This is a genomic window from Streptomyces sp. NPDC017991 (assembly GCF_044328075.1).
Classification (GTDB): Bacteria; Actinomycetota; Actinomycetes; order Streptomycetales; family Streptomycetaceae; genus Streptomyces.
Genome location: NZ_JBIRGP010000005.1, coordinates 125,756 through 147,269, shown reverse-complemented (window position 1 = coordinate 147,269; position 21,514 = coordinate 125,756). Strand labels below are relative to the sequence as shown.

The following is a 21,514-nucleotide window of genomic DNA, read 5'->3' as shown; positions in this document are numbered from 1 at the left end:
GAGGCGCGGTGCGCCTCCCCGGTTCGTTCTGCGGGATGTGAGCGAGAAGAACCGTGAGGGAAAGCGCACCGCCCGCGAGCGGCTGGCGGAAGAGCGAGACAAGCAGAAGACGGCCGACAAGCGCCGCCGGGTGCTGGTCGTGGGCGGAGCGATCGTCTGCGTACTGGCCCTGGCCGGGGTGATCGGCGTTCTGGCCGCGAACTCGGGCGACGACAAGGCGGACACCGAGGCGGGCCCGCTGACGGCCCCCTCGGGGGCGAACGGCGACGACAGCCTCGCCATCCCCGTCGGCAAGGAGAGCGCGAGGTCGACCCTCACCGTGTGGGAGGACTTCCGCTGCCCGGCCTGCAAGAGCTTCGAGGACGGCTACCGCTCGACGATCCACGAGCTGACGGAATCCGGACAGCTGAAGGTCGAGTACCACCTGGCGACCCTGATCGACGGGAACATGCGCGGCAGCGGCTCGCTGCGTGCCGCCAACGCCGCCGCGTGCGCCCAGGACGCCGGGAAGTTCCCCGCGTACCACGACGTGCTGTTCGAGAACCAGCCCGCCGAGACGGACGACGCGTACGCGAAGAACAGCAAGCTGATCGAGCTGGCCGGCAAGGTCGACGGGCTCACCACCGGCACGTTCGAGAAGTGCGTCGAGGACGGCACGCACGACAGCTGGGTGGCCAAGTCCCATCAGGCCTTCCAGGGCGGCGGCTTCAGCGGCACACCGACGGTCCTGCTGAACGGGAAGAACATCTACCAGGACCAGACCATGACCCCGGCCAAGCTGCAGCAGATGGTGCAGCAGGCCGACAAGGCGTGAGTCCGGCGGGCGGACCGGCCGGGTGTCCCCGGCCGGGCTCCGGGGGGTTGCGCGCGGTCTCGTTATGGACCCGTAGCCCGGGCGGGTTGCCGTACGTGCCGCCCGGCAGGGTAGCGTCGACCCCGCCATGGAACTTGCCTATATCCCCAGCCCCTCGCGCGGTGTGCTGCACCTCGGCCCCATTCCGCTGCGTGGCTACGCGTTCTGCATCATCATCGGCGTCTTCGTAGCCGTCTGGCTCGGCAACAGGCGCTGGGTCGCGCGCGGGGGCCGACCAGGCACCGTGGCGGACATCGCCGTGTGGGCCGTGCCGTTCGGCCTCGTCGGCGGGCGTTTGTACCACGTCATCACCGACTACCAGCTGTACTTCAGCGAGGGTCAGGACTGGGTCGACGCCTTCAAGATCTGGGAGGGCGGCCTCGGTATCTGGGGGGCCATCGCGCTCGGCGCGGTCGGTGCCTGGATCGGGTGCCGCCGCCGAGGGATCCCGCTGCCCGCCTGGGCCGACGCCCTCGCCCCCGGCATCGCCCTCGCGCAGGCCATCGGCCGCTGGGGCAACTGGTTCAACCAGGAGCTGTACGGGCGCGAGACCGACCTGCCCTGGGCGCTGCACATCACGTCCGTGACGGACGGCCGGGAGCCCGGCTACTACCACCCGACGTTCCTGTACGAGTCGTTGTGGTGCATCGGTGTCGCGGTGCTCGTCATCTGGGCCGACCGCCGCTTCAAGCTGGGCCACGGGCGCGCCTTCGCGCTGTACGTCGCCGCGTACTGCGTGGGCCGCTTCTGGATCGAGTACATGCGTGTCGACGAGGCGCACCACTTCCTGGGGCTCCGGCTGAACGGCTGGACCTCGATCGTCGTCTTCGTCCTCGCCGTGGTCTACATCGTGCTGTCGGCGCGACGCAGGCCGGGCCGCGAGGAGGTCGTCGAACCGGCCGCCCCGGACGACGACACGGACGAGGACGGCGCCGCGGTGGACCTGGACAAGAAGTCCGAGGACGACACCGAGGCAGAGGCCGCCGACGCCGACTCCGCCGAGAAGAAGGAAAAGACCAAGGCAGAATCCGAGGCAGAAGCCAAGGCGGAGACCAAGGCGGAAGCCACGGAAGAAGCCGAGGCAGAGGACAAGGCAGAGGACAAGGTGGAGGAGAAGGACGAGGCCGGGTCGGCCAAGAAGTCCTGACCTCCGCGGCTACGTGGAAGGGGGCGCCCCGAGTTCCGGGGGCGCCCCCTTCCACGTACCCGCCGCGGTTCCTACGTACGGCGGGCCAGCGCCAGGGTGCGGTGCGCCCCCGCCACCACCGCCGTGTCGATGAAGCGGCCGTCGGGGAGGGCCTGGGCGCCGGAGTGGGTGGCCGCCGCACCGAGGATCGTCTCGGCCGTTTCGATCTCCTCCTGGGTCGGGAGGTAGGCGGCCTCGATCACCGGGAGCTGACGGGGGTGGATGGCCGCGCGGCCGAAGAAGCCCAGGTCACGGCCGTGTGCGCAGGACGCGGCGAGCCCCGCGAGGTCGCGCACGTCAGGGTGGACGGACTGCGGCGGTGGGGCGAGGCCCGCCGCGCGGGCGGCCACGACCACTCGGGAGCGCGGCCAGTCGAGGCCCGCGTCGGCGCGTACGCCCAGGTCGGCCCGTAGGTCGGTCTCGCCGAGCGCGATGCCGTGCAGGGCGGGATGGGCCGTGGCGATGGCGAAGGCGTGCTCGACGGCCAGGGCCGATTCCAGGAGGGCGTACAGGGGGAGGCGCGGGACGAGTTCCGTCGTCCGCAGGATCTCGGCGGGGGAGGAGACCTTCGGCAGGCGCAGGCCCGTGAGGGTGCCGAGCGCGGCCGGGGTGCGGAGGGCGTGGAGGTCGGCGGTGAACTCCGGGCCGTCCAGGGCGTTGACGCGGACGTGGACCGGGACCGGGGGCGGCTCGGCGAGCAGGTCGGCGGTGGCGGCGCGGGCGTACTCCTTGCGGTCGGGGGCGACCGCGTCCTCCAGGTCGACGAGGACCACGTCGGCGCCGGCGGTCAGCGCCTTCGCCACCGTCCCGGGGCGGTCGCCGGGGACGTAGAGCCAGGTGAGCGGGACCCGCGTCCGGACCTGTGTGGTCACAGGGCGCCCTCCGCACGGAGTTTGGTGATCTCGTCTTCCGTCAGGCCGAGTTCGGTGAGGACCGCGTCCGTGTCGGCGCCGTGCGGGCGGCCTGCCCAGCGGATTCCGCCGGGGGTGTCGGTGAGGCGGAAGAGGACGTTCTGCATGCGCAGCGGGCCCAGTTCGGGATCGTCGACGGTGGTGATCGAGTCGAGGGCGGCGTACTGCGGGTCCTCCATGACATCGCGTACGTCCTGGACGGGGGCCACCGCGGCCTCCGCCTTCTCGAAGGCGTCGATGACGTCGGCGCGGGTGTGCCGGGCGATCCACGAACCGACCGCCTCGTCGAGGACGTCGGTGTGGCGGGCCCGGTCCGCGCCCGAGGCGAACCACGGTTCGGTGACCAGCTCGGGGCGGCCGACCAGGCGCATCACGCGTTCGGCGACCGACTGGGCGGAGGTCGAGACGGCGACCCAGGTGCCGTCGGCGGTGCGGTAGGTGTTGCGCGGCGCGTTGTTCTGCGAGCGGTTGCCGGTACGGGCCTGGACATGGCCCAACTGGTCGTACCAGAGCGGCTGCGGGCCGAGGACCGTGAGGATCGGCTCGATGATCGCCATGTCCACGACCTGTCCGCGTCCCGTGCGGTCGCGTGCCGACAGGGCCGTCATCACCGCGTACGCGGTGGCCAGGCCCGCGATCGAGTCGGCGAGGCCGAAGGGCGGCAGGACCGGCGGGGCGTCCGGTTCACCGGTGATCGCGGCGAAACCGCTCATCGCCTCGGCGAGGGTGCCGAAGCCGGGGCGGCGCGAGTAGGGCCCGAACTGGCCGAAGCCGGTGACCCGGGCGAGCACCAGGCGGGGGTTGGCGGCCGACAGTTCCTCCCAGCCGAGGTCCCACTTCTCCAGCGTGCCCGGCCGGAAGTTCTCGATGATCACGTCGGCGGAGGCGGCGAGGCGCAGCAGGGTGTCGCGTCCGCCGTACGTGGAGAGGTCCAGGGTCATCGTGCGTTTGTTGCGGCCGAGGAGTTTCCACCAGAGGCCGATGCCGTCCTTCGACGGGCCGTGGCCGCGGGACGGATCCGGTCTGCGGGGGTGCTCGACCTTGACGACCTCCGCGCCGAAGTCACCGAGCATCGTGGCGGCGAGGGGGCCGGCGAAGAGGGTCGCCAGGTCGAGGACGCGGAGGCCGTCGAGAGGTGCCGTCGGGGTGGTCGGGGTGGTGGCGCTGGTCATGGTGCTGGGGGTCATGGGTGCGGGGCCTCCGTGGGAAGGGGGCGGGGGTCCGGCTGCGCGTCCGGGCGCGTGGTCAGCCGGGCGGTCAGCCGGGCGAGGGTGTCGAAGCCCGTTCCGTCGAAGTCGCCGACGGTCGTGGCCAGGCGGTTCTTCAGGGGAGTCGTCCAGCGGGACGGGATCGCCTCGGGGGCGCCCGCGAGCAGGCCCGTGATCGAACCGGCCGTCGCGCCGTTCGAGTCGGTGTCCCAACCGCCCGACACCGCCCGGCAGATGGAGGCTGTGAAGTCGCCGTCCGCGTGGGTGAGGGCGGCGGCGAGCAGGGCCGTGTTGGGGACGGCGTGGACCCAGTGGTACGAGGAGTGGGTGGCGTGCAGTTCGTCCACGATCCGGTCGAAGTCCTGGTGCCCGGTCGCCAGTTGGACGGCGTGACGGATCGCTCGGGCCAGGCGGGAGTCCGGGGGGACGACCGTGAGGCCCGTACGGAGGCAGGCGTGGATGTCGCTCCTGCCGGTGGCCGCCTCCGCGATGACGGCCGCCGTGAACATCGCCGCGTAGACGCCGTTGGCCGTGTGGGTGAGGGTGGCGTCCCGGTATGCCTGTTCCGCGGCGGTCGCGGGGTCGCCCGGGTTGGTCCAGCCGTGGACGTCCGCGCGGATCAGGGCGCCGATCCATTCGCGGAACGGGTTGCGGTGACGGGCCGTGTGCGGGGGTTCGATGCCGTCGAGGAGGTTGCGGTAGGCGACACGTTCCGCCGTGAACGTACGGCCTGCCGGGAGCTCGTCCAGCCAGAGGCGGGCCACGTCCGTGGTGGTGAAGTGTCTGCCGTGGCGTTGGAGCAGGAGGAGGTTCAGGAGGGGGTAGTTGAGGTCGTCGTCCTCCGGCATGCCGTCGATGTTCTCGGCGAGGGAGGTGGGGGCGGAGCGGCGGTTCCAGGGGTGTTCCGCTCTGAGCTCGGGTGTCAGGCCGCGTTCCGTGAACCAGGTGGTGAGGGGCCAGTTGCCGGTCGCCCTGGCCAGTTGGCGGATGCCGGTCAGGGGGAGTTTCTCCACCGGTTTGCCCAGGAGGCAGCCGACGGCTCTGCCCAGCCAGGCGCCTTCCAGACGGAGGTGGAGAGTGGCTGGGGTCAGGGGGATCTCTTCCCTGACCCCGCCCCTTCCCGAAGGCGGGGGCTGCGCCCCCGCACCCCCCGCTCCGTTGGCGGGCCAGTTCGGGCAGCGGGCCCGGATCCTGGTGAGGGCTGTCGGCTCGTTGTCCGTCAAGGCGCTGGGCAGGTCTGCCAGTTCGTCCAGGAGGTCCTGGGCCAGGGCTCGTAGGTAGGGGGAGGCCGGAGTGGGCGATGCGCCCGCGCGGAGCGGGGCGTCCGGGCCGGCCGCTGTCCGCCAGCGGGCGGCGACGGCCGATGGTTCGCGGCCGTCCTGGCCCGCCTGGCGGAGTTCGTGGCCCAGGAGGTCCTCCGGCTGGACCCAGGTCAGGCGCAGCGGAGGCGTCATGACAGCTCCGCGTACGCCGTCTCGTGGGCGCGGCGGCGGGTGACGTCTCGCGCGAAGATCTCCCGCGTCACCTCGGTGAGGGTGCGCGCGGGGGCCTTCAGGTCCAGGCGGCTGGCCTCCGCCACCGTCTTGGCCCAGTCGGACGGGATCTCCGCGCCCAGGGCGCCCGCGAGAGCGCCGGACATCGTCGCGATGGAGTCGCAGTCCCGGCCGTAGTTCACCGAACCCAGCACCGCGTGCCGGTAGTCGCCGCCGGAGACCAGCAACATGGCCAGCGCCACCGGCAGTTCCTCGATCGAGTGGATGCGGGAGGGGCGGCGGGCACCCAGGGACGGGCTGCGGTAGTCCGGGCCGACCGTGTCGTACGGGGCGACCGCCGCACGCAGGGGACGCAGCGCCGACTCGAAGTCCGAGTACCGCGTGGCCGTGTCGCAGACCGTCTCGATCGCGGCCCGTGTGCCGTCCTTCGCGACGGCGAGACAGGCCTCGACCACCGAGTCCGGGGTCGCGCCGGGGGTGCAGGCCGCCGCCACGGCCGCCGCGAAGACACCGGCCGCCTCGCGCCCGTACGACGACTGGTGGGCGCCCGCGACGTCGAGGGCCTCGGCGTACGCGCCCGCCGGGTTCGCCGCGTTGACCAGGCCGACCGGGGCCATGTACATCGCGGCACCGCAGTTGACGATGTTGCCGGTGCCGGCCTCGCGCGGGTCCACGTGGCCGTAGTGGATCCGGGCCACCAGCCACTTCTCGGCGAGGAAGATCCGCTGCAGGGGCAGGGCGTCCGCTTCGAGTTCCGGGATCCAGCGGGGCGTCGTCATCAGGTCGGGCACCAGGTGTCCGGCGACGGCGTACGCGTCCAGGTGGTCGCGGACCGTCGCGTAGACCCGTACCAGCGCGTGGGTCATCAAAGTGTCGTCGGTGACGTGTCCGTCGCCCTTGTGGTACGGGGCGACGGGGCGTGCCGTGCGCCAGTCGTCGCCGTGCCAGGGACCGACGATGCCGTGGACGCGTCCGCCGTGCCGTTCGGCGATCTGCTCGGGGGAGTAGCCCTCCACGGGGCCGCCGAGCGCGTCGCCGACGGCGGCTCCGACGAGGGCTCCGGTGATCCGTTCGTCGAGCGCCGCCGGTCTTGTTCCTGTTCTTGTTTCTGCGGTTTTGGGGGTCATGGCCCGAATCATCCCTCCGGGAGGGCCAGTTCCGTCGCTTCCAGCAGATCGGCGAGTCCGATGAGGTCCGTGCCGGTCAGGCGCGGCAGCGTGCAGCCGGACAGGGTGCGGCAGGCGTCGCGCCAGGCGGCGGGGACGGCCGTACCGCCGCCGAGTGCGCCGGTCAGCGCGCCGGCGAGGGCCGGGGCCGAGTCCGCGACCCGGGACAGACACGCCGCCGCGGGCACCGCCTCCGCGATCCGGCCGCGGGCGGCGACGGCGAGTGCGAGGGCGACCGGGACGGTCTCGGCGGCGGCGATGCCGTAGCTGTAGACGTGGTCGACGATCTGGTGTTCCAGGAGGGGGACGAGCCCGAAGGCGCCGTGCCCGTCCGCTTCGCAGGTGTCGGCCAGTGCTAGGGCGTGGCGGGCGTTGCGGCCGATCTCCGTGGTGTCCGGGAGTTCGGCGAGGGCCGCTTCCGCGCAGGCGTCCACGTCGGCGCCGCCCAGTGCGAGTGCGACGGCCGCGGCCATCGCGCGGGCGCCGTGCACGCCGTCGCCGTCCTGGGTGTAGCGGGCGTCGAACTCGGCCAGTTCCGCGGCGGACCGGGGGTCTCCGGCGTGGGCGACCGCCAGGACGCAGGCCCGTACGCAGGCCGCGTCGTCGAAGTAGTGGGGGTTGTCGTGGCCCGAGGCGGGTGGGCGCAGGCCGTTGGCGAGGTTGCCGAGGCCCGCGCGTACGGAGATGCGGGCGCGCAGGGGGAGTACCGCCGACTCGACCTCGGGGGCGCGGTCCGCGGCGGCGGCGACCTCGCTGGCGATCGCGTTCCAGGAGAGGTCGATCGCCGCGCGCATACGGCGGTCCCGGCTGAGGTCGCCCAGGGCGGCGGCGTCCGCGGCCCGTAGGACCGCCTCCGCCGCGAAGGCCGCCCACTCGGCGTCGTCCGAGGGGCCGAGTCTCAGGGGTTCCGGGGGTTGGTTGAGGGCGATGGGGACGGGGAGGGTGGTGGTCGCGTTCTGTTCGGCGAAGGTGTCCAGTTCGCGGGTGAGGCGTCTGGTCCATTCGGGCATGCGGGTGGCTCTGTGCCGGGCTGCCGGCCAGCCTGCGGCGTCGCCTGCCGCTAGGCCGAGCAGGAGGCCTTCGATTCGGCGGGGTGGGTTGGGGTGGGTGGGGGTGTGCGGGTGCGTCGTGGCTGGTCGCGCAGTTCCCCGCGCCCCTGAGGGGGTGGGGGGTGCGGGGTGTGTTGGTGGGTGCGGGGCCGTTGGGGCTGGTCGCGCAGTTCCCCGCGCCCCTGAAAGGCGCGTCTCTGGCGGGGCCTGTTGCGCGGATTCCCGCGCCCCTGAAGGGTGCGTCCCTGAAAGGTGTGCCCCTGCAAGGTGCGTCTCTGAGAAGCGTGTGGTGGTCATTGGGTGTCCTCTGCCGGGGTCAGTAGGTCTGCTACGTCCAGGACGTGGTGGCCCCGCATGGAGGGGAGGCAGCTGCCCTTCGCGGGGCCGATCGCCGCCGCCCAGGCGGGTGGGATCGCGGCGGCGCCGCGTGTGGCACCGGCCAGGGCGCCCGCCACCGCCGCCGTCGTGTCGGCGTCGCGGCCCATGTTGACCGCCGTCAGGACGGCCTCCTCGAAGTCGCCGTCGGCCGCCGCGTACGCGCCGAAGGCCAGGGCGACGGCCTCGGGGGCCAGGTCCGTCCAGGGGTAGCCGCCGATGACGACCGCCGAGCGCACCGCGCGTTCGCCGCGGTGCGCGCAGGCCACCGCCCTGCGCAGGGAGCGCGCCGTCCAGGAGTCGTCGGGGACGACGGCCAGCGCGGAGGCGACGACGACGATCGTGGGCGCGCCCGCCATCGCCGCGGCGACGCCCGCCGCGACGGCCTGGCCGCCGTAGATGCCCTCGCCGTCGTGGCTCACCGAACCGTCGATCGCCACCAGCCGGGCCGCCTCCGCGGGGCGGCCCGCCGCGAAGACCCCGAAGGGCGCCGCCCGCATGGCGAGGCCGTCGCTCCAGGCGTGCCGGTGCTGGGCGGAGATGGGGGCGGCGAGCCCCCGGCGCAGGTTCTCCAGCGTGCCCCGTTCGCTGAAGCCCGCTCCCCGGAACGGCCCCTCGTCCCGGTCCGCGATCCACTGGTGCCAGGCGGCCTCCACGTGGGCGACCGTGAGCGCCGAGCCGTGCCGTGCCAGCAGCAGGCCCGAGAAGATCGCGTACTCCGTGTCGTCCGTGCCGGCCGGCTTCTCGGCCACGTATCCCGTGATGCGGCCCCAGCGCGCGCGGATCTCGGACGGTTTCATGTTCTCGGCCGGCGCCCCCAGCGCGTCCCCGACGGCGAGCCCGAGCAGTGCGCCGCGCGCCCGGTCACGAAGAGCGGTGCCGCCCCCGCCCCCGGGCGCCGGTACCGGCGGAACGCAGGCGATCGATGCCATGGCGGCCCCTCTCCGTCGCGGGGTCCCAGGTGATCGGAAGCCGGTCGCAGGCCAATCGGGAGCCCCTTTGCGGATGTGTCCCCCGGGAGGGGTTCACCGGAGCCTCACGCGCCCCAGAGTCACCCGGTCGACATTTGTGCGCAGGTGGGCACGGATGAGCGAAGGGGGGTGAAGGTGCAGGTAAGTACGGCCTTCCTTGCTGGCGGGGGCGGAATTTCAGGCGTACTTTGGCAGTTGTCCAAAAGTAGAAGAAGTCCAAACAGGCAGTGAACGAGCACTTGGGGGACCCCCGCATGGCCATCATCGAGACCGAGGCCGCGCTGCACGAGGCGCACCGCGACAACCACACCCACCGGGACGTGAACGGCGGATGGCTGCGCCCGGCCGTCTTCGGTGCGATGGACGGCCTCGTCTCCAACCTGGCGCTGATGACCGGTGTGGCCGGTGGAGCGGTCTCCCACCGGACCGTCGTCATCACCGGGCTCGCGGGTCTGGCCGCGGGCGCCTTCTCCATGGCGGCCGGCGAGTACACCTCCGTCGCCTCGCAGCGCGAACTCGTCGAGGCCGAACTCGACGTGGAGCGGCGGGAGTTGAGGAAGCACCCGCAGGACGAGGAGCGCGAGCTCGCCCTGCTCTACGAGGCCCGTGGGGTCGAGTCCGCGCTCGCCGGTGAAGTCGCCCGGCAACTGTCCCGGGATCCCGAGCAGGCGCTGGAGATTCACGCGCGGGAGGAGCTGGGCATCGATCCCGGCGACCTGCCCTCGCCCCTCGTCGCCGCGGTGTCGAGCTTCGGCGCGTTCGCCCTGGGCGCCCTGCTCCCCGTCCTCCCGTACCTGCTGGGGGCCGCCACCCTCTGGCCCGCCCTGCTCCTCGCCGCCCTCGGGCTCTTCGCCTGCGGTGCGATCGTCGCCAAGGTGACCGCCAGGTCATGGTGGTTCAGCGGGCTGCGGCAGCTCGCGCTGGGCGGGGCCGCGGCCGGTGTGACGTACGCCCTGGGCAGTTTCTTCGGAACGGCCGTAGGATGACCGGCACCGCCTGATCGCGCACCTATGCAAGGGACTGCATAAGTAGCCGTTACTCGGCGGTTTCGAACGCTTAACCATTGGGCATGAGCCGTAAGCGCCGCGGGCAATGACGCCCGCGCCGCACCACACGCACATCATGAGCAGCAGGTGACGTTGCCTGCCGCGACCGGGCCGACGGTCATCGATCTGACCGAAAAGGCCCCCTTTTTCAGCCGCCACGAGCGGCGCCTCGCCGCGACCCGCGGTGTCCGCATGATGGAACGCGGTATCCGGTTCACGAGAACCGCTCCATCATGTAACCTGCACGAAATTTTGCACTCTCGCTAAGGGCCAACGTCGTCCCTCGGCACTTGCCCCCAGAGCCTCAAGGCCTGGGAGGTGCCCCCCAGACACGACGACGACGGGAGAGCCGATGCGTACGCCGCGCCAGCCGTCCCAGCACTCCGAGAATGGCCGGAACTGGTCCTTCATGGATGCTCGCCCTGCCGCGCAGGGAATGTACGACCCGCGCAACGAGCACGACGCCTGCGGCGTCGGCTTCGTGGCGACCCTCACCGGTGAGGCGAGCCACGCGCTGGTCGAACAGGCGCTGACCGTGCTCCGCAACCTGGAGCACCGCGGCGCGACCGGCTCGGAACCCGACTCCGGGGACGGCGCGGGCATCCTGTCCCAGGTCCCCGACGCCTTCTTCCGCGAGGTGGCCGAATTCGAGCTGCCCGAGGCGGGCTCGTACGCGGTCGGCATCGCCTTCCTGCCCGAGGACGGCGTCGCCGACGCCGTCTCACGGATCGAGACGATCGCCGCCGAGGAGAACCTCACGGTCCTCGGCTGGCGCGAGGTCCCGGTCGCCCCCGGACTGCTCGGCGCCACCGCCCGCTCGACGATGCCGCACTTCCGCCAGGTGTTCGTGGGGGACCTGTCCAGCCGGGGCATCGACCTCGACCGCAAGGCGTTCGCGCTGCGCAAGCGTGCCGAGCGCGAGGCCGGCGTGTACTTCCCGTCGCTCTCCGCCCGCACCATCGTCTACAAGGGCATGCTGACCACCGGCCAGCTGGAGCCCTTCTTCCCGGACCTGTCCGACCGCCGCTTCGCCTCCGCGATCGCGCTCGTGCACTCCCGGTTCTCCACCAACACCTTCCCGAGCTGGCCGCTCGCCCACCCGTACCGCTTCGTCGCGCACAACGGCGAGATCAACACGGTCAAGGGCAACCGCAACTGGATGGCGGCCCGGGAGTCCCAGCTCGTCTCCGACCTGTTCGGCGAGCAGGACAGCCTCGACCGGATCTTCCCGATCTGCACGCCCGACGCGTCCGACTCCGCCTCCTTCGACGAGGTCCTGGAGCTGCTGCACCTCGGCGGCCGGTCCCTCCCGCACTCCGTGCTGATGATGATCCCGGAGGCCTGGGAGAACCACGCCTCCATGGACCCGGCCCGCCGCGCCTTCTACCAGTTCCACTCCACGCAGATGGAGCCCTGGGACGGCCCGGCCTGCGTCACCTTCACCGACGGCACCCAGGTCGGCGCGGTCCTCGACCGCAACGGCCTGCGCCCCGGACGCTACTGGGTCACCGACGACGGCCTCGTCGTCCTCGGCTCCGAGGTCGGCGTCCTCGACATCGACCCCGCGAAGGTCGTCCGCAAGGGCCGCCTGCAGCCCGGCCGGATGTTCCTCGTGGACACCGCCGAGCACCGGATCATCGAGGACGACGAGATCAAGGCCGGCCTCGCCGCCGAGAACCCGTACGCGGAGTGGCTGGAAGCCGGCGAGATCGAGCTCTCCGACCTCCCCGAGCGCGAGCACATCGTGCACACGCACGCCTCGGTCACCCGCCGCCAGCAGACCTTCGGCTACACCGAGGAAGAGCTGCGCGTCATCCTCGCCCCGATGGCCAAGACCGCCGGCGAGCCCCTCGGCTCCATGGGCACGGACTCGCCCATCGCGGCCCTGTCCGAGCGCCCCCGGCTGCTCTTCGACTACTTCACCCAGCTGTTCGCGCAGGTCACCAACCCGCCGCTGGACGCCATCCGCGAAGAGCTCGTCACCTCGCTGCGCTCCTCGCTCGGCCCCGCGGGCAACCTCCTTGAGCCGACCGCCGCCTCCTGTCGAAGCGTCACCCTGCCCTTCCCGGTGATCGACAACGACGAGCTGGCCAAGCTCATCCACATCAACGCCGACGGCGACATGCCCGGCATGAAGGCCGCCACGCTCTCCGGCCTGTACCGCGTCTCCGGCGGCGGCGACTCCCTCGCCGCCCGCATCGAGGAGATCTGCACCGAGGCCGACGCCGCCATCGAGAACGGCGCACGCCTGATCGTCCTCTCGGACCGGCACTCCGACGCCGAGCACGCGCCGATCCCCTCGCTGCTGCTCACCGCCGCCGTCCACCACCACCTCATCCGCACCAAGCAGCGCACCCAGGTGGGCCTGCTGGTCGAGGCGGGCGACGTCCGCGAGGTCCACCACGTGGCCCTCCTCATCGGCTTCGGCGCCGCGGCCGTCAACCCGTACCTGGCGATGGAGTCCGTCGAGGACCTGGTCAGGGCCGGGACGTTCCTGACGGGCATCGAGCCCGAGCAGGCCATCCGCAACCTGATCTACGCGCTCGGCAAGGGCGTTCTCAAGGTCATGTCCAAGATGGGCATCTCCACCGTCGCCTCCTACCGCGGCGCCCAGGTCTTCGAGGCCGTCGGCCTGGACACGGCCTTCGTCCAGAAGTACTTCAGCGGCACCGCCACCAAGATCGGCGGCGTCGGCATCGACGTCGTCGCCAAGGAGGTCGCCGCCCGCCACGCGAAGGCGTACCCGGCCAGCGGCATCGCGCCCGCGCACCGCGCCCTCGACATAGGCGGCGAGTACCAGTGGCGCCGCGAGGGCGAGCCGCACCTGTTCGACCCGGAGACGGTCTTCCGCCTCCAGCACTCGGCGCGCAGCAACCGCTACGACATCTTCAAGAAGTACACGGACCGCGTGAACGAGCAGTCCGAGCGCCTCATGACGCTGCGCGGCCTGTTCGGCTTCAACTCGGGCCGCGAGCCGATCTCCATCGACGAGGTCGAGCCGGTCGGCGAGATCGTCAAGCGCTTCTCCACCGGCGCCATGTCGTACGGCTCCATCTCCAAGGAAGCCCACGAGACGCTCGCCATCGCCATGAACCAGCTGGGCGCCAAGTCCAACACCGGTGAGGGCGGCGAGGACCCGGACCGCCTCTACGACCCGGCGCGCCGCTCCTCCATCAAGCAGGTCGCCTCCGGCCGCTTCGGCGTCACCTCCGAGTACCTGGTCAACGCGGACGACATCCAGATCAAGATGGCCCAGGGCGCCAAGCCCGGTGAGGGCGGCCAGCTGCCCGGCCACAAGGTCTACCCGTGGGTCGCAAAGACGCGTCACTCGACACCCGGCGTGGGCCTCATCTCCCCGCCCCCGCACCACGACATCTACTCCATCGAAGACCTCGCCCAGCTGATCCACGACCTGAAGAACGCGAACCCGCAGGCGCGGATCCACGTGAAGCTGGTCTCCGAGGTCGGCGTCGGCACGGTCGCCGCCGGTGTCTCCAAGGCGCACGCGGACGTCGTCCTGATCTCCGGACACGACGGCGGTACGGGCGCCTCCCCGCTCACCTCGCTCAAGCACGCGGGCGGTCCCTGGGAGCTCGGCCTCGCCGAGACCCAGCAGACGTTGCTCCTGAACGGGCTGCGCGACCGCATCGTCGTACAGACCGACGGGCAGCTGAAGACCGGCCGTGACGTCGTCATCGCCGCGCTGCTCGGCGCCGAGGAGTTCGGTTTCGCGACCGCGCCGCTCGTCGTCTCCGGCTGCGTCATGATGCGCGTCTGCCACCTCGACACCTGCCCGGTCGGCATCGCCACCCAGAACCCCGTCCTGCGCGACCGGTTCACCGGCAAGGCCGAGTACATCGTCAACTTCTTCAAGTTCATCGCCGAAGAGGTCCGCGAGATCCTCGCCGAGCTGGGCTTCCGCACCATCGAGGAGGCCGTCGGCCACGCCGAGGCGCTCGACGTGGCCCGCGCGATCGACCACTGGAAGGCGCAGGGCCTGGACCTGGCCCCGCTCTTCTACGTGCCCGAGCTGCCCGAGGGCGCGGCCCTCCACCAGACCATCCAGCAGGACCACGGCCTGGAGAAGGCGCTCGACAACGAGCTGATCAAGCTCGCCGCCGACGCCCTCAACGCGACCGGTGCCACCGACGCCCAGCCGGTCCGCGCCCAGGTCGCCATCCGCAACATCAACCGCACGGTCGGCACCATGCTCGGCCACGAGGTGACGAAGAAGTTCGGCGGCGCGGGCCTGCCCGACGACACCGTCGACATCACCTTCACCGGCAGCGCCGGCCAGTCCTTCGGCGCCTTCCTGCCGCGCGGTGTGACGCTGCGCCTGGAGGGCGACGCCAACGACTACGTCGGCAAGGGCCTCTCCGGCGGCCGGGTGATCGTCCGTCCCGACCGGGGCGCCGACCACCTCGCCGAGTTCTCCACGATCGCCGGCAACACCATCGCGTACGGCGCGACGGGCGGCGAGCTCTTCCTGCGCGGCCGCACCGGCGAGCGCTTCTGCGTCCGCAACTCGGGTGCGACCGTGGTCGCCGAGGGCGTGGGCGACCACGGCTGCGAGTACATGACGGGCGGCCACGCCGTCGTCATCGGCGAGACGGGCCGCAACTTCGCGGCCGGCATGTCGGGCGGCATCGCGTACGTCATCGACCTCGACCTCGACAACGTCAACGCCGGCAACCTCGGCGCGGTCGAGGAACTGGACGACACCGACAAGCAGTGGCTGCACGACGTCGTGCGCCGGCACCAGGAGGAGACGGCCTCCACCGTCGCCGAGAAGCTCCTGGCCGAGTGGGACACCGCCGTGGACCGCTTCAGCAAGATCATCCCCAGCACGTACAAGGCAGTGCTCGCCGCCAAGGACGCCGCCGAGCGAGCCGGACTCGACGAGTCCGCGATCACCGAGAAGATGATGGAGGCGGCGACCAATGGCTGATCCCAAGGGCTTTCTGAACCACGGCCGAGAGGTCGCCAGGACCCGCCCCGTCGAGGAGCGCGTCAGGGACTGGAACGAGGTCTACGTCCCGGGCTCCCTCCTGCCCATCATCCCCACGCAGGCCTCGCGCTGCATGGACTGCGGCATCCCCTTCTGCCACAACGGCTGTCCGCTCGGGAACCTCATCCCCGAGTGGAACGACTTCGCGTACCGCGAGGACTGGTCCGCCGCCTCCGAGCGGCTGCACGCCACGAACAACTTCCCGGAGTTCACCGGCCGGCTGTGCCCCGCCCCTTGTGAGTCGGCGTGCGTGCTGGGCATCAACCAGCCCGCCGTGACCATCAAGAACGTCGAGGTCTCGATCATCGACAAGGCGTGGGACAGCGGCGACGTCGCTCCCCAGGCCCCCGAGCGCCTCTCCGGCAAGACGGTCGCCGTCATCGGCTCCGGCCCCGCGGGCCTGGCCGCCGCACAGCAGCTCACCCGCGCCGGCCACACGGTCGCCGTCTACGAGCGCGCGGACCGCGTCGGCGGCCTCCTGCGCTACGGCATCCCCGAGTTCAAGATGGAGAAGCGGCACATCAACCGCCGCATCGAGCAGATGCGCGCGGAGGGCACCCGCTTCCGTACGGGCATCGAGATCGGCTGCGACCTCAAGGCCACCGACCTGCGCAAGCGGTACGACGCCGTGGTCATCGCCGCCGGCGCCACCGTCTCCCGCGACCTGCCGGTCCCCGGCCGCGAGCTGAACGGCATCCACTTCGCGATGGAGTACCTGCCGCTCGCCAACAAGGTGCAGGAGGGCGACTTCGTGGCGCCCCCCATCACCGCCGAGGGCAAGCACGTCGTCGTCATCGGCGGCGGCGACACCGGCGCCGACTGCGTGGGCACCGCCCACCGCCAGGGCGCGGCCTCCGTCACCCAGCTGGAGATCATGCCCCAGCCGGGCGAGGACCGCGCTCCGCACCAGCCGTGGCCGACGTTCCCCATGCTCTACAAGGTGACCTCCGCGCACGAGGAGGGCGGCGAGCGGGTCTACGCCGTCTCCACCACCCACTTCGAGGGCGACGAGGACGGCAACGTCCAGTGGCTGCATCTCGGTGAGGTCGAGTTCATCGACGGCAAGCTCACCCCGAAGCCGGGCACGGAGCGCAAGATCCCCGCCCAGCTCGTCACCCTCGCCATGGGTTTCACCGGCACCGACCAGGAGAACGGGCTGGTCTCCCAGTTCGCCCTCGACCTCGACGAGCGCGGCAACATCGCCCGCGACCGCGACTACGCGACCAACGTGCCCGGCGTGTTCGTCGCCGGTGACGCCGGGCGCGGCCAGTCCCTCATCGTCTGGGCCATCGCGGAGGGCCGCTCGGCCGCCCGCGGGGTCGACCGCTTCCTGACCGGCGTCAGCGAGCTGCCGGCTCCGGTCCGCCCGACGGACCGCTCCCTGATGGTCTGACGCCCCACCCCCCCCATAGACGTCCCGTACAACGGTGTACGGAACTGAGCGCGGCGCCTGCCCTCGTCCCCGACCGGACTTGGTGGGCGCCGTGGTGCGTCCGCACGGGTTTTGCTTGCGTCTGCGGGCCCGTGGGGGCGGGCCTCAAAAATCGCGCAGTTCCCCGCGCCCCCAAAGGGGCATCTGGGGGCGCGGGGAACTGCGCAGCGGGGGTTCGGGGGCGGAGCCCCCAGGTGGTGACGGGAACGGGTAGGGGCGGCGGGGGCGAGAAAGGAACGGCTACTTCACTGCGTACGACTGGCCGTAGACCTTCCACTTCAGCGGAGTGTCCAGATCCAGATTGCCGTCGTACAGAAAACGCCGCTGAGCCGTGTCCACACGAGAGGTGTCCCGCCCCTCGTCCTCCATGGTCTTCTTCCGCATGTCCAGGAAGATGTCGAGATACGCGGCCTCCTTGCCACCCTCCGCAGGAGTGTCCGCCTCCGCCATGGCCCGCTCACGGATGCCGTAGAACCCGGGATTGCCGGGCCCGTGCATCACCATGGCGTCGTAGTAGATGAACTGCCCGAGCACACCCAGCCCGTCCCGCCGCGCGAGTCGCACCGCGGGATCGAAGTACACCCGGTCCCGCTCGGAATCCTGAGCCCGTCGGAACGCGGCCTTCCCCGACTCCGCCTTCCAGGCAGCCACGAACGCGGCGCCCAGCCCCGCATGCGACTCGGACCCGTCGACCTCCCGCAGAGCGGGCAGATACCGCGCCAGCCCATTGCCCGGATGCGACTTCGTATAGCGCTCGACCAGGACGAGCAGATCATGCGTACCGGTGGTGAAGCCGATGATGCCCGCGGTGTACCCGCGGCCGTCGTCGATGTCCTCGATGTAGTCGTACTGCGCACGCCAGTCCAGGCTGGAGTTCTCGGCGCTGGACACGATCCGCTGCGCCAGCTCCTTCTTCGCCGGCGCGTCCAGCCCGGCCGCACGCGCATCGGGAGTGGCGCTTCGGCCATCCGAACGCCCGCCCTCATCGCCATGACCGGGCACGACGAAGCAGGCCGCCACCGCGAAGAGGGGGACGACGGCGAACAACAGACGGCCAGCGCGTTTCATGAGCAAAGAGTACGATCGCCGCAGGGTGCCGTGCCGCATCGGGTGGACCATCTGTGAGCATCGGGGGAGGACCTGTGAGCGCGGACGAACTGACGTCGCTGAAAGCGGAGTTGGCGGGTCCACTGCCGCCGGCCTTCGGTGAACTGGACGGTCCGCAGGCCCTGTTGCTCGCCCAGGCACTGCGCCGGGCACGGGAGCGCCGAGCCTCCGGACTGCACGAGTCCGTCGAGGACGCCCTCACCCTCGTACCGGCCCTGACCAGGGAACCTGTCCGCCGGATGCTCTTCCGCTGAAGGGAATCCGCATGGACACACTGCGCGGCAGAGCCGAGACCCTGAAGCTCGCCCGGCTGCTGGACGTCGAGCCACGGCGACTGGCGTTCCTCGAAGAGCTGCCCGCCGACGACGTACGCCTCTTCCGTGAGAGTGCCGTCGCCGCGCTCTTCGACGAGGACCCCGTCCTGCTCGACCGCATCGCAGGCCTGACGAAACTGCTGCCCGCCGCCGTCGCCGCGGGCATCGCCCAGAAGGCACTGGGCCCGCGTCTGGCCGCCGCGCTCGCCGGACGCCTCGAACCGGCCCGCGCGGCCGACATCATCGACAGACTCCCGGCCGACTTCACGGCCCGCTGCTGCCACCACGTCGACCCGCGCCGCATCGCCGGGATCATGGGCAGGCTGGACGACGGCATCGTCGTACGCATCGCCCTCGTCCTCGCCGAACGCGGCGACCACCTCACGATGGGCCGGTTCGTCGGCCACCTGCGGGACTCGGCGCTGAAGAGCATCCTGCCGCAGCTCGACGAAACGACTCTGCTGCGCACGGGCTTCGTCATCGACCACCCCGAGCGGCTCGGGCACATCGTCGCACTGCTCGACGACGAACGGATCTCCTCGGTCATCGAGGCCGCCGCCGACCACGACCTGTGGCCCGAGGCCATCGCCGTCGCGGGCATGGCGGCGGGTGAGCAGCGGGCCCGGATCGCGTCGCTGACCGCCGCGCAACCGGTGGGCCGGCTCGACTCCTTGATACGCGCCACCGCCGAGCAGGACCTGTGGGAGTCGCTGCTGCCGATCGTGTCGCTGCTGAGCGAGGACGAGCTGCGGGCCGTCGCCGCGCTGCCCGCGCTGCGGGACCCCGCGGTGCTGGGCGGGCTCGTCCTCGGGGTGGTGGCGACCGGCCTCTGGGGGGACTTCCTGCCCCTGGTGGGGGTGTTGCCGCCGAGCGCGCGGCGGATTGTGGCGGGGGTTGCGGGGGCGCTCGACGATGCGGGGCTTGACGCGCTGGCCCGTGGGGTCGAGAAGGAGGACCTGTGGGACCTGGTGCTGCCGCTGGTCGAGCTGATGTCCGACTCGGCACGGGATCGGGTTCTTGCCCTGCGGGCATTCCAGGAACGGGCGGCCGGGTAGGGGGCCCGCCCCCCACCGGGCCCCTCCGGGACGGGGCGGCTGAGGCCGGTTCACACCGCGCGGCGGGTGAGGGCTGGCCCAAAGGATTGCGCAGTTCCCCGCGCCCCTGAAAGACCGGGCCGGTGGGGGCTGGCCTAAAGGGTTGCGCAGTTCCCCGCGCCCCTGAAAGGCCGGGCCGGTTGCGGCTGGCCTAAAGGGTTGCGCAGTTCCCCGCGCCCCTGAAAGGCCGGGCCGGTTGCGGCTGGCCTAAAGGATTGCGCAGTTCCCTGCGCCCCTAAGAGGCCGGGCCGGTTGCGGCTGGTCTAAAGGGTTGCGCAGTTGCCCGCGCCGCTGAAAGGCCGGGCCGGTTGCGGCTGTGTCGGTGCTCGCGTCGTTTCGAGGGCTGGGACCGCAAGTTCCACCGGGGGTTGTCGACCCTCCCGCGTGGAGGGGGTGTGTCGGGATGTCCGGGCGCCGCGGCAACACGCCTCGACCCGACTTTGCGAGAGCGGCGACCGGATGTCCCGGCGCGCCCCCGCCCACCCACGCACCCAGGGGCGCGAGGAACGGCGCGACAAGCCCCCACCGACGTTCAGCCGAACAGACGGACCGAACAACCCCTTCGCCTTCGCAGAACCCCGTGCCACTCTGAACGACGAGCGAGAGCGACGAGCGACGAGCGGCGAGCGGCGAGCGGCAAGCGACGAGCGGTGCCTATGGGGAGGGCCACATATGGACGGGCGAAGCGCGAAACGACCGGCGGACGCAAACAGCGGCGAACGCCTCGCAGACTGGGCAGACGGCCGCCTCGGCATCTACACCCTCGCCAAGACCCAGATGCGCAAGGTGTTCCCGGACCACTGGTCCTTCATGCTCGGCGAGATCTGCCTCTACAGCTTCCTCATCCTGATCCTCACCGGCGTCTACCTCACCCTCTTCTTCGAACCCAGCGGCGTGGAAGTGGTCTACAACGGCTCGTACGAACCCCTCAACGGCATCATCATGACCAGGGCGTACGAGTCCACCCTCGACATCAGCTTCGACGTACGCGGCGGACTCCTCATCCGCCAGATCCACCACTGGGCAGCACTCGTCTTCGTCGCCGGAATGCTCGTCCACATGATGCGCGTGTTCTTCACAGGCGCCTTCCGCAAGCCCCGCGAGCTGAACTGGCTCTTCGGCTGGACCCTGTTGTTCCTCGGCATCCTCACCGGCCTGACCGGCTACTCGCTCCCCGACGACCTGCTCTCCGGCACCGGCATCCGCTTCGCCCAGGGCGCGATCCTGTCCGTCCCCGTCGTCGGCACGTACCTCTCCTTCTTCCTCTTCGGCGGAGAGTTCCCAGGACACGACATCATCTCCAGGCTCTTCCCGGTCCACGTCCTCCTCCTGCCCGGGATCATGCTCGGGCTGGTCGTCGCCCACCTGATCCTGGTCTTCTACCACAAGCACACGCAGTACCCCGGCCCCGGCCGCGACCAGAAATCGGTCGTCGGCATGCCGTTCATGCCGGTCTACATGGCCAAGGCGGGCGGCTTCTTCTTCCTGGTCTTCGGCGTGCTGTCGATGATGGGCGCGATCGCCACGATCAACCCCGTGTGGGCGTTCGGCCCCTACCGCGCGGACCTGGTCACCACCGGCGCCCAGCCCGACTGGTATCTCGGCTTCTCCGAGGGCCTGATCCGGGTGATGCCGGGATGGGAGATCGACGCCTGGGGCCACACCCTGCAACTGGGCGTCTTCATCCCCTTCACCCTCTTCCCGCTGATCCTGCTGGCGATCGGCGTCTACCCGTTCGTCGAAGCGTGGATCACCGGCGACAAACGCGAGCACCACATCCTCGACCGCCCCCGCAACGTCCCCACCCGCACGGCACTGGGCGTGGCCTGGCTGAGCCTGTACGCCGTACTCCTCATCGGCGGGGGCAACGACATCGTCGCCACCCACCTCCACCTGTCGATCAACGCGATCACCTGGTTCGTACGGATCGCCGTCCTCCTCGTACCTCTCCTCGCCTTCGTCGTCACGAAGCGAGTCTGTCTCGGCCTGCAACGCGGCGACCGGGACAAGGTGCTGCACGGCAGGGAGTCCGGCACGATCAAACGGCTGCCGCACGGCGAGTACGTCGAGGTGCACGAACCCCTCACCCGGGCCCAGCGGTTCACCCTCACCCAGCACGACCAGGTCCCGCCCTACGACGTGGGCCCGCTCGTCGACGCGAACGGCGTCGAACGCAAGGTCAAACCCACCCAGCGCCTGCGGGCGCGCCTCGCCCACGCCATGTACGGCCAGAACGCGCACATCCCCAAGCCGACCGCCGAGGAGTACCACGAACTCACCAGCAGCGACGACCACCACTGA

General features: G+C 71.2%; 15 protein-coding genes. 8 read left to right on the top strand and 7 right to left on the bottom strand.

All coding sequences use genetic code 11. The annotated features are described in order from the left end of the window. Positions 1-37: 37 nt before the first annotated feature. Positions 38-814, top strand: coding sequence for a DsbA family protein (locus ACH4DZ_RS16935; RefSeq protein WP_398287895.1), 777 nt, complete (start codon positions 38-40; stop codon positions 812-814). Positions 815-941: 127 nt separating this feature from the next. Further along, on the top strand, positions 942-2,000 hold the full coding sequence (lgt, locus tag ACH4DZ_RS16930) for a prolipoprotein diacylglyceryl transferase (protein ID WP_398287894.1): 1,059 nt from the start codon (positions 942-944) through the stop codon (positions 1,998-2,000). Positions 2,001-2,071: 71 nt separating this feature from the next. On the opposite strand, the gene ACH4DZ_RS16925 is transcribed toward lgt, so the two are convergent. The 6 genes from ACH4DZ_RS16925 to ACH4DZ_RS16900 are packed head-to-tail and all read right to left on the bottom strand — an operon-like array spanning position 2,072 to position 9,173. Then, on the bottom strand, positions 2,072-2,911 hold the full coding sequence (locus ACH4DZ_RS16925; protein WP_398287892.1) for an HpcH/HpaI aldolase/citrate lyase family protein: 840 nt from the start codon (positions 2,909-2,911) through the stop codon (positions 2,072-2,074). After that, a complete protein-coding gene (locus ACH4DZ_RS16920) occupies positions 2,908-4,137 on the bottom strand; it encodes a CaiB/BaiF CoA transferase family protein (RefSeq protein ID WP_398287891.1) in 1,230 nt (409 codons plus the stop codon). The genes ACH4DZ_RS16925 and ACH4DZ_RS16920 overlap by 4 nt, the downstream gene beginning before the upstream one ends. Then, positions 4,134-5,612: an ADP-ribosylglycohydrolase family protein gene (locus tag ACH4DZ_RS16915; protein WP_398287889.1), complete on the bottom strand. Its 1,479-nt coding sequence runs from the start codon at positions 5,610-5,612 to the stop codon at positions 4,134-4,136. The genes ACH4DZ_RS16920 and ACH4DZ_RS16915 overlap by 4 nt, the downstream gene beginning before the upstream one ends. Continuing rightward, positions 5,609-6,778 carry an ADP-ribosylglycohydrolase family protein gene (locus tag ACH4DZ_RS16910; protein ID WP_398287888.1) on the bottom strand — a complete coding sequence of 390 codons (1,170 nt, stop codon included), beginning with the start codon at positions 6,776-6,778 and terminating at the stop codon, positions 5,609-5,611. The genes ACH4DZ_RS16915 and ACH4DZ_RS16910 overlap by 4 nt, the downstream gene beginning before the upstream one ends. A gap of 8 nt (positions 6,779-6,786) precedes the next feature. Further along, the gene (locus ACH4DZ_RS16905) at positions 6,787-8,268 is read right to left on the bottom strand and encodes an ADP-ribosylglycohydrolase family protein (protein WP_398288302.1); all 1,482 of its coding nucleotides are present in this window, start codon (positions 8,266-8,268) and stop codon (positions 6,787-6,789) included. Then, the gene (locus ACH4DZ_RS16900; RefSeq protein ID WP_398287887.1) at positions 8,160-9,173 is read right to left on the bottom strand and encodes an ADP-ribosylglycohydrolase family protein; all 1,014 of its coding nucleotides are present in this window, start codon (positions 9,171-9,173) and stop codon (positions 8,160-8,162) included. Before ACH4DZ_RS16900 ends, ACH4DZ_RS16905 begins: the two co-directional genes overlap by 109 nt. A 293-nt stretch (positions 9,174-9,466) precedes the next feature. Here ACH4DZ_RS16900 and ACH4DZ_RS16895 point away from each other — a divergent pair, with 293 nt between their 5' ends. From ACH4DZ_RS16895 to ACH4DZ_RS16885, 3 genes are all read left to right on the top strand, one after another. Then, positions 9,467-10,198, top strand: coding sequence for a VIT1/CCC1 transporter family protein (locus ACH4DZ_RS16895; RefSeq protein WP_398287886.1), 732 nt, complete (start codon positions 9,467-9,469; stop codon positions 10,196-10,198). Between the two features lie 412 nt (positions 10,199-10,610). Then, positions 10,611-15,206 (top strand): glutamate synthase large subunit, encoded by a 4,596-nt coding sequence (gene gltB, locus ACH4DZ_RS16890; RefSeq protein WP_398287885.1) that lies wholly within the window; start codon positions 10,611-10,613, stop codon positions 15,204-15,206. Further along, positions 15,199-16,659, top strand: a complete 1,461-nt coding sequence (locus ACH4DZ_RS16885; protein WP_398287884.1) for a glutamate synthase subunit beta — start codon at positions 15,199-15,201, stop codon at positions 16,657-16,659. Before gltB ends, ACH4DZ_RS16885 begins: the two co-directional genes overlap by 8 nt. 279 nt (positions 16,660-16,938) lie before the next feature. Here the strand turns inward: ACH4DZ_RS16885 and ACH4DZ_RS16880 are convergent, their stop codons facing one another. Further along, complete coding sequence (locus ACH4DZ_RS16880; RefSeq protein WP_398287883.1) at positions 16,939-17,766, bottom strand: chitosanase; 828 nt, start codon at positions 17,764-17,766, stop codon at positions 16,939-16,941. Positions 17,767-17,840: 74 nt separating this feature from the next. Here ACH4DZ_RS16880 and ACH4DZ_RS16875 point away from each other — a divergent pair, with 74 nt between their 5' ends. The 3 genes from ACH4DZ_RS16875 (at position 17,841) to ACH4DZ_RS16865 (ending at position 21,514) form a co-directional block, all read left to right on the top strand. Further along, positions 17,841-18,059, top strand: coding sequence for a hypothetical protein (locus ACH4DZ_RS16875; RefSeq protein ID WP_398287882.1), 219 nt, complete (start codon positions 17,841-17,843; stop codon positions 18,057-18,059). 11 nt (positions 18,060-18,070) lie between these two features. After that, positions 18,071-19,174 carry a hypothetical protein gene (locus ACH4DZ_RS16870; protein WP_398287881.1) on the top strand — a complete coding sequence of 368 codons (1,104 nt, stop codon included), beginning with the start codon at positions 18,071-18,073 and terminating at the stop codon, positions 19,172-19,174. Positions 19,175-19,885: 711 nt separating this feature from the next. Next, on the top strand, positions 19,886-21,514 hold the full coding sequence (locus ACH4DZ_RS16865) for a cytochrome bc complex cytochrome b subunit (protein WP_398287880.1): 1,629 nt from the start codon (positions 19,886-19,888) through the stop codon (positions 21,512-21,514).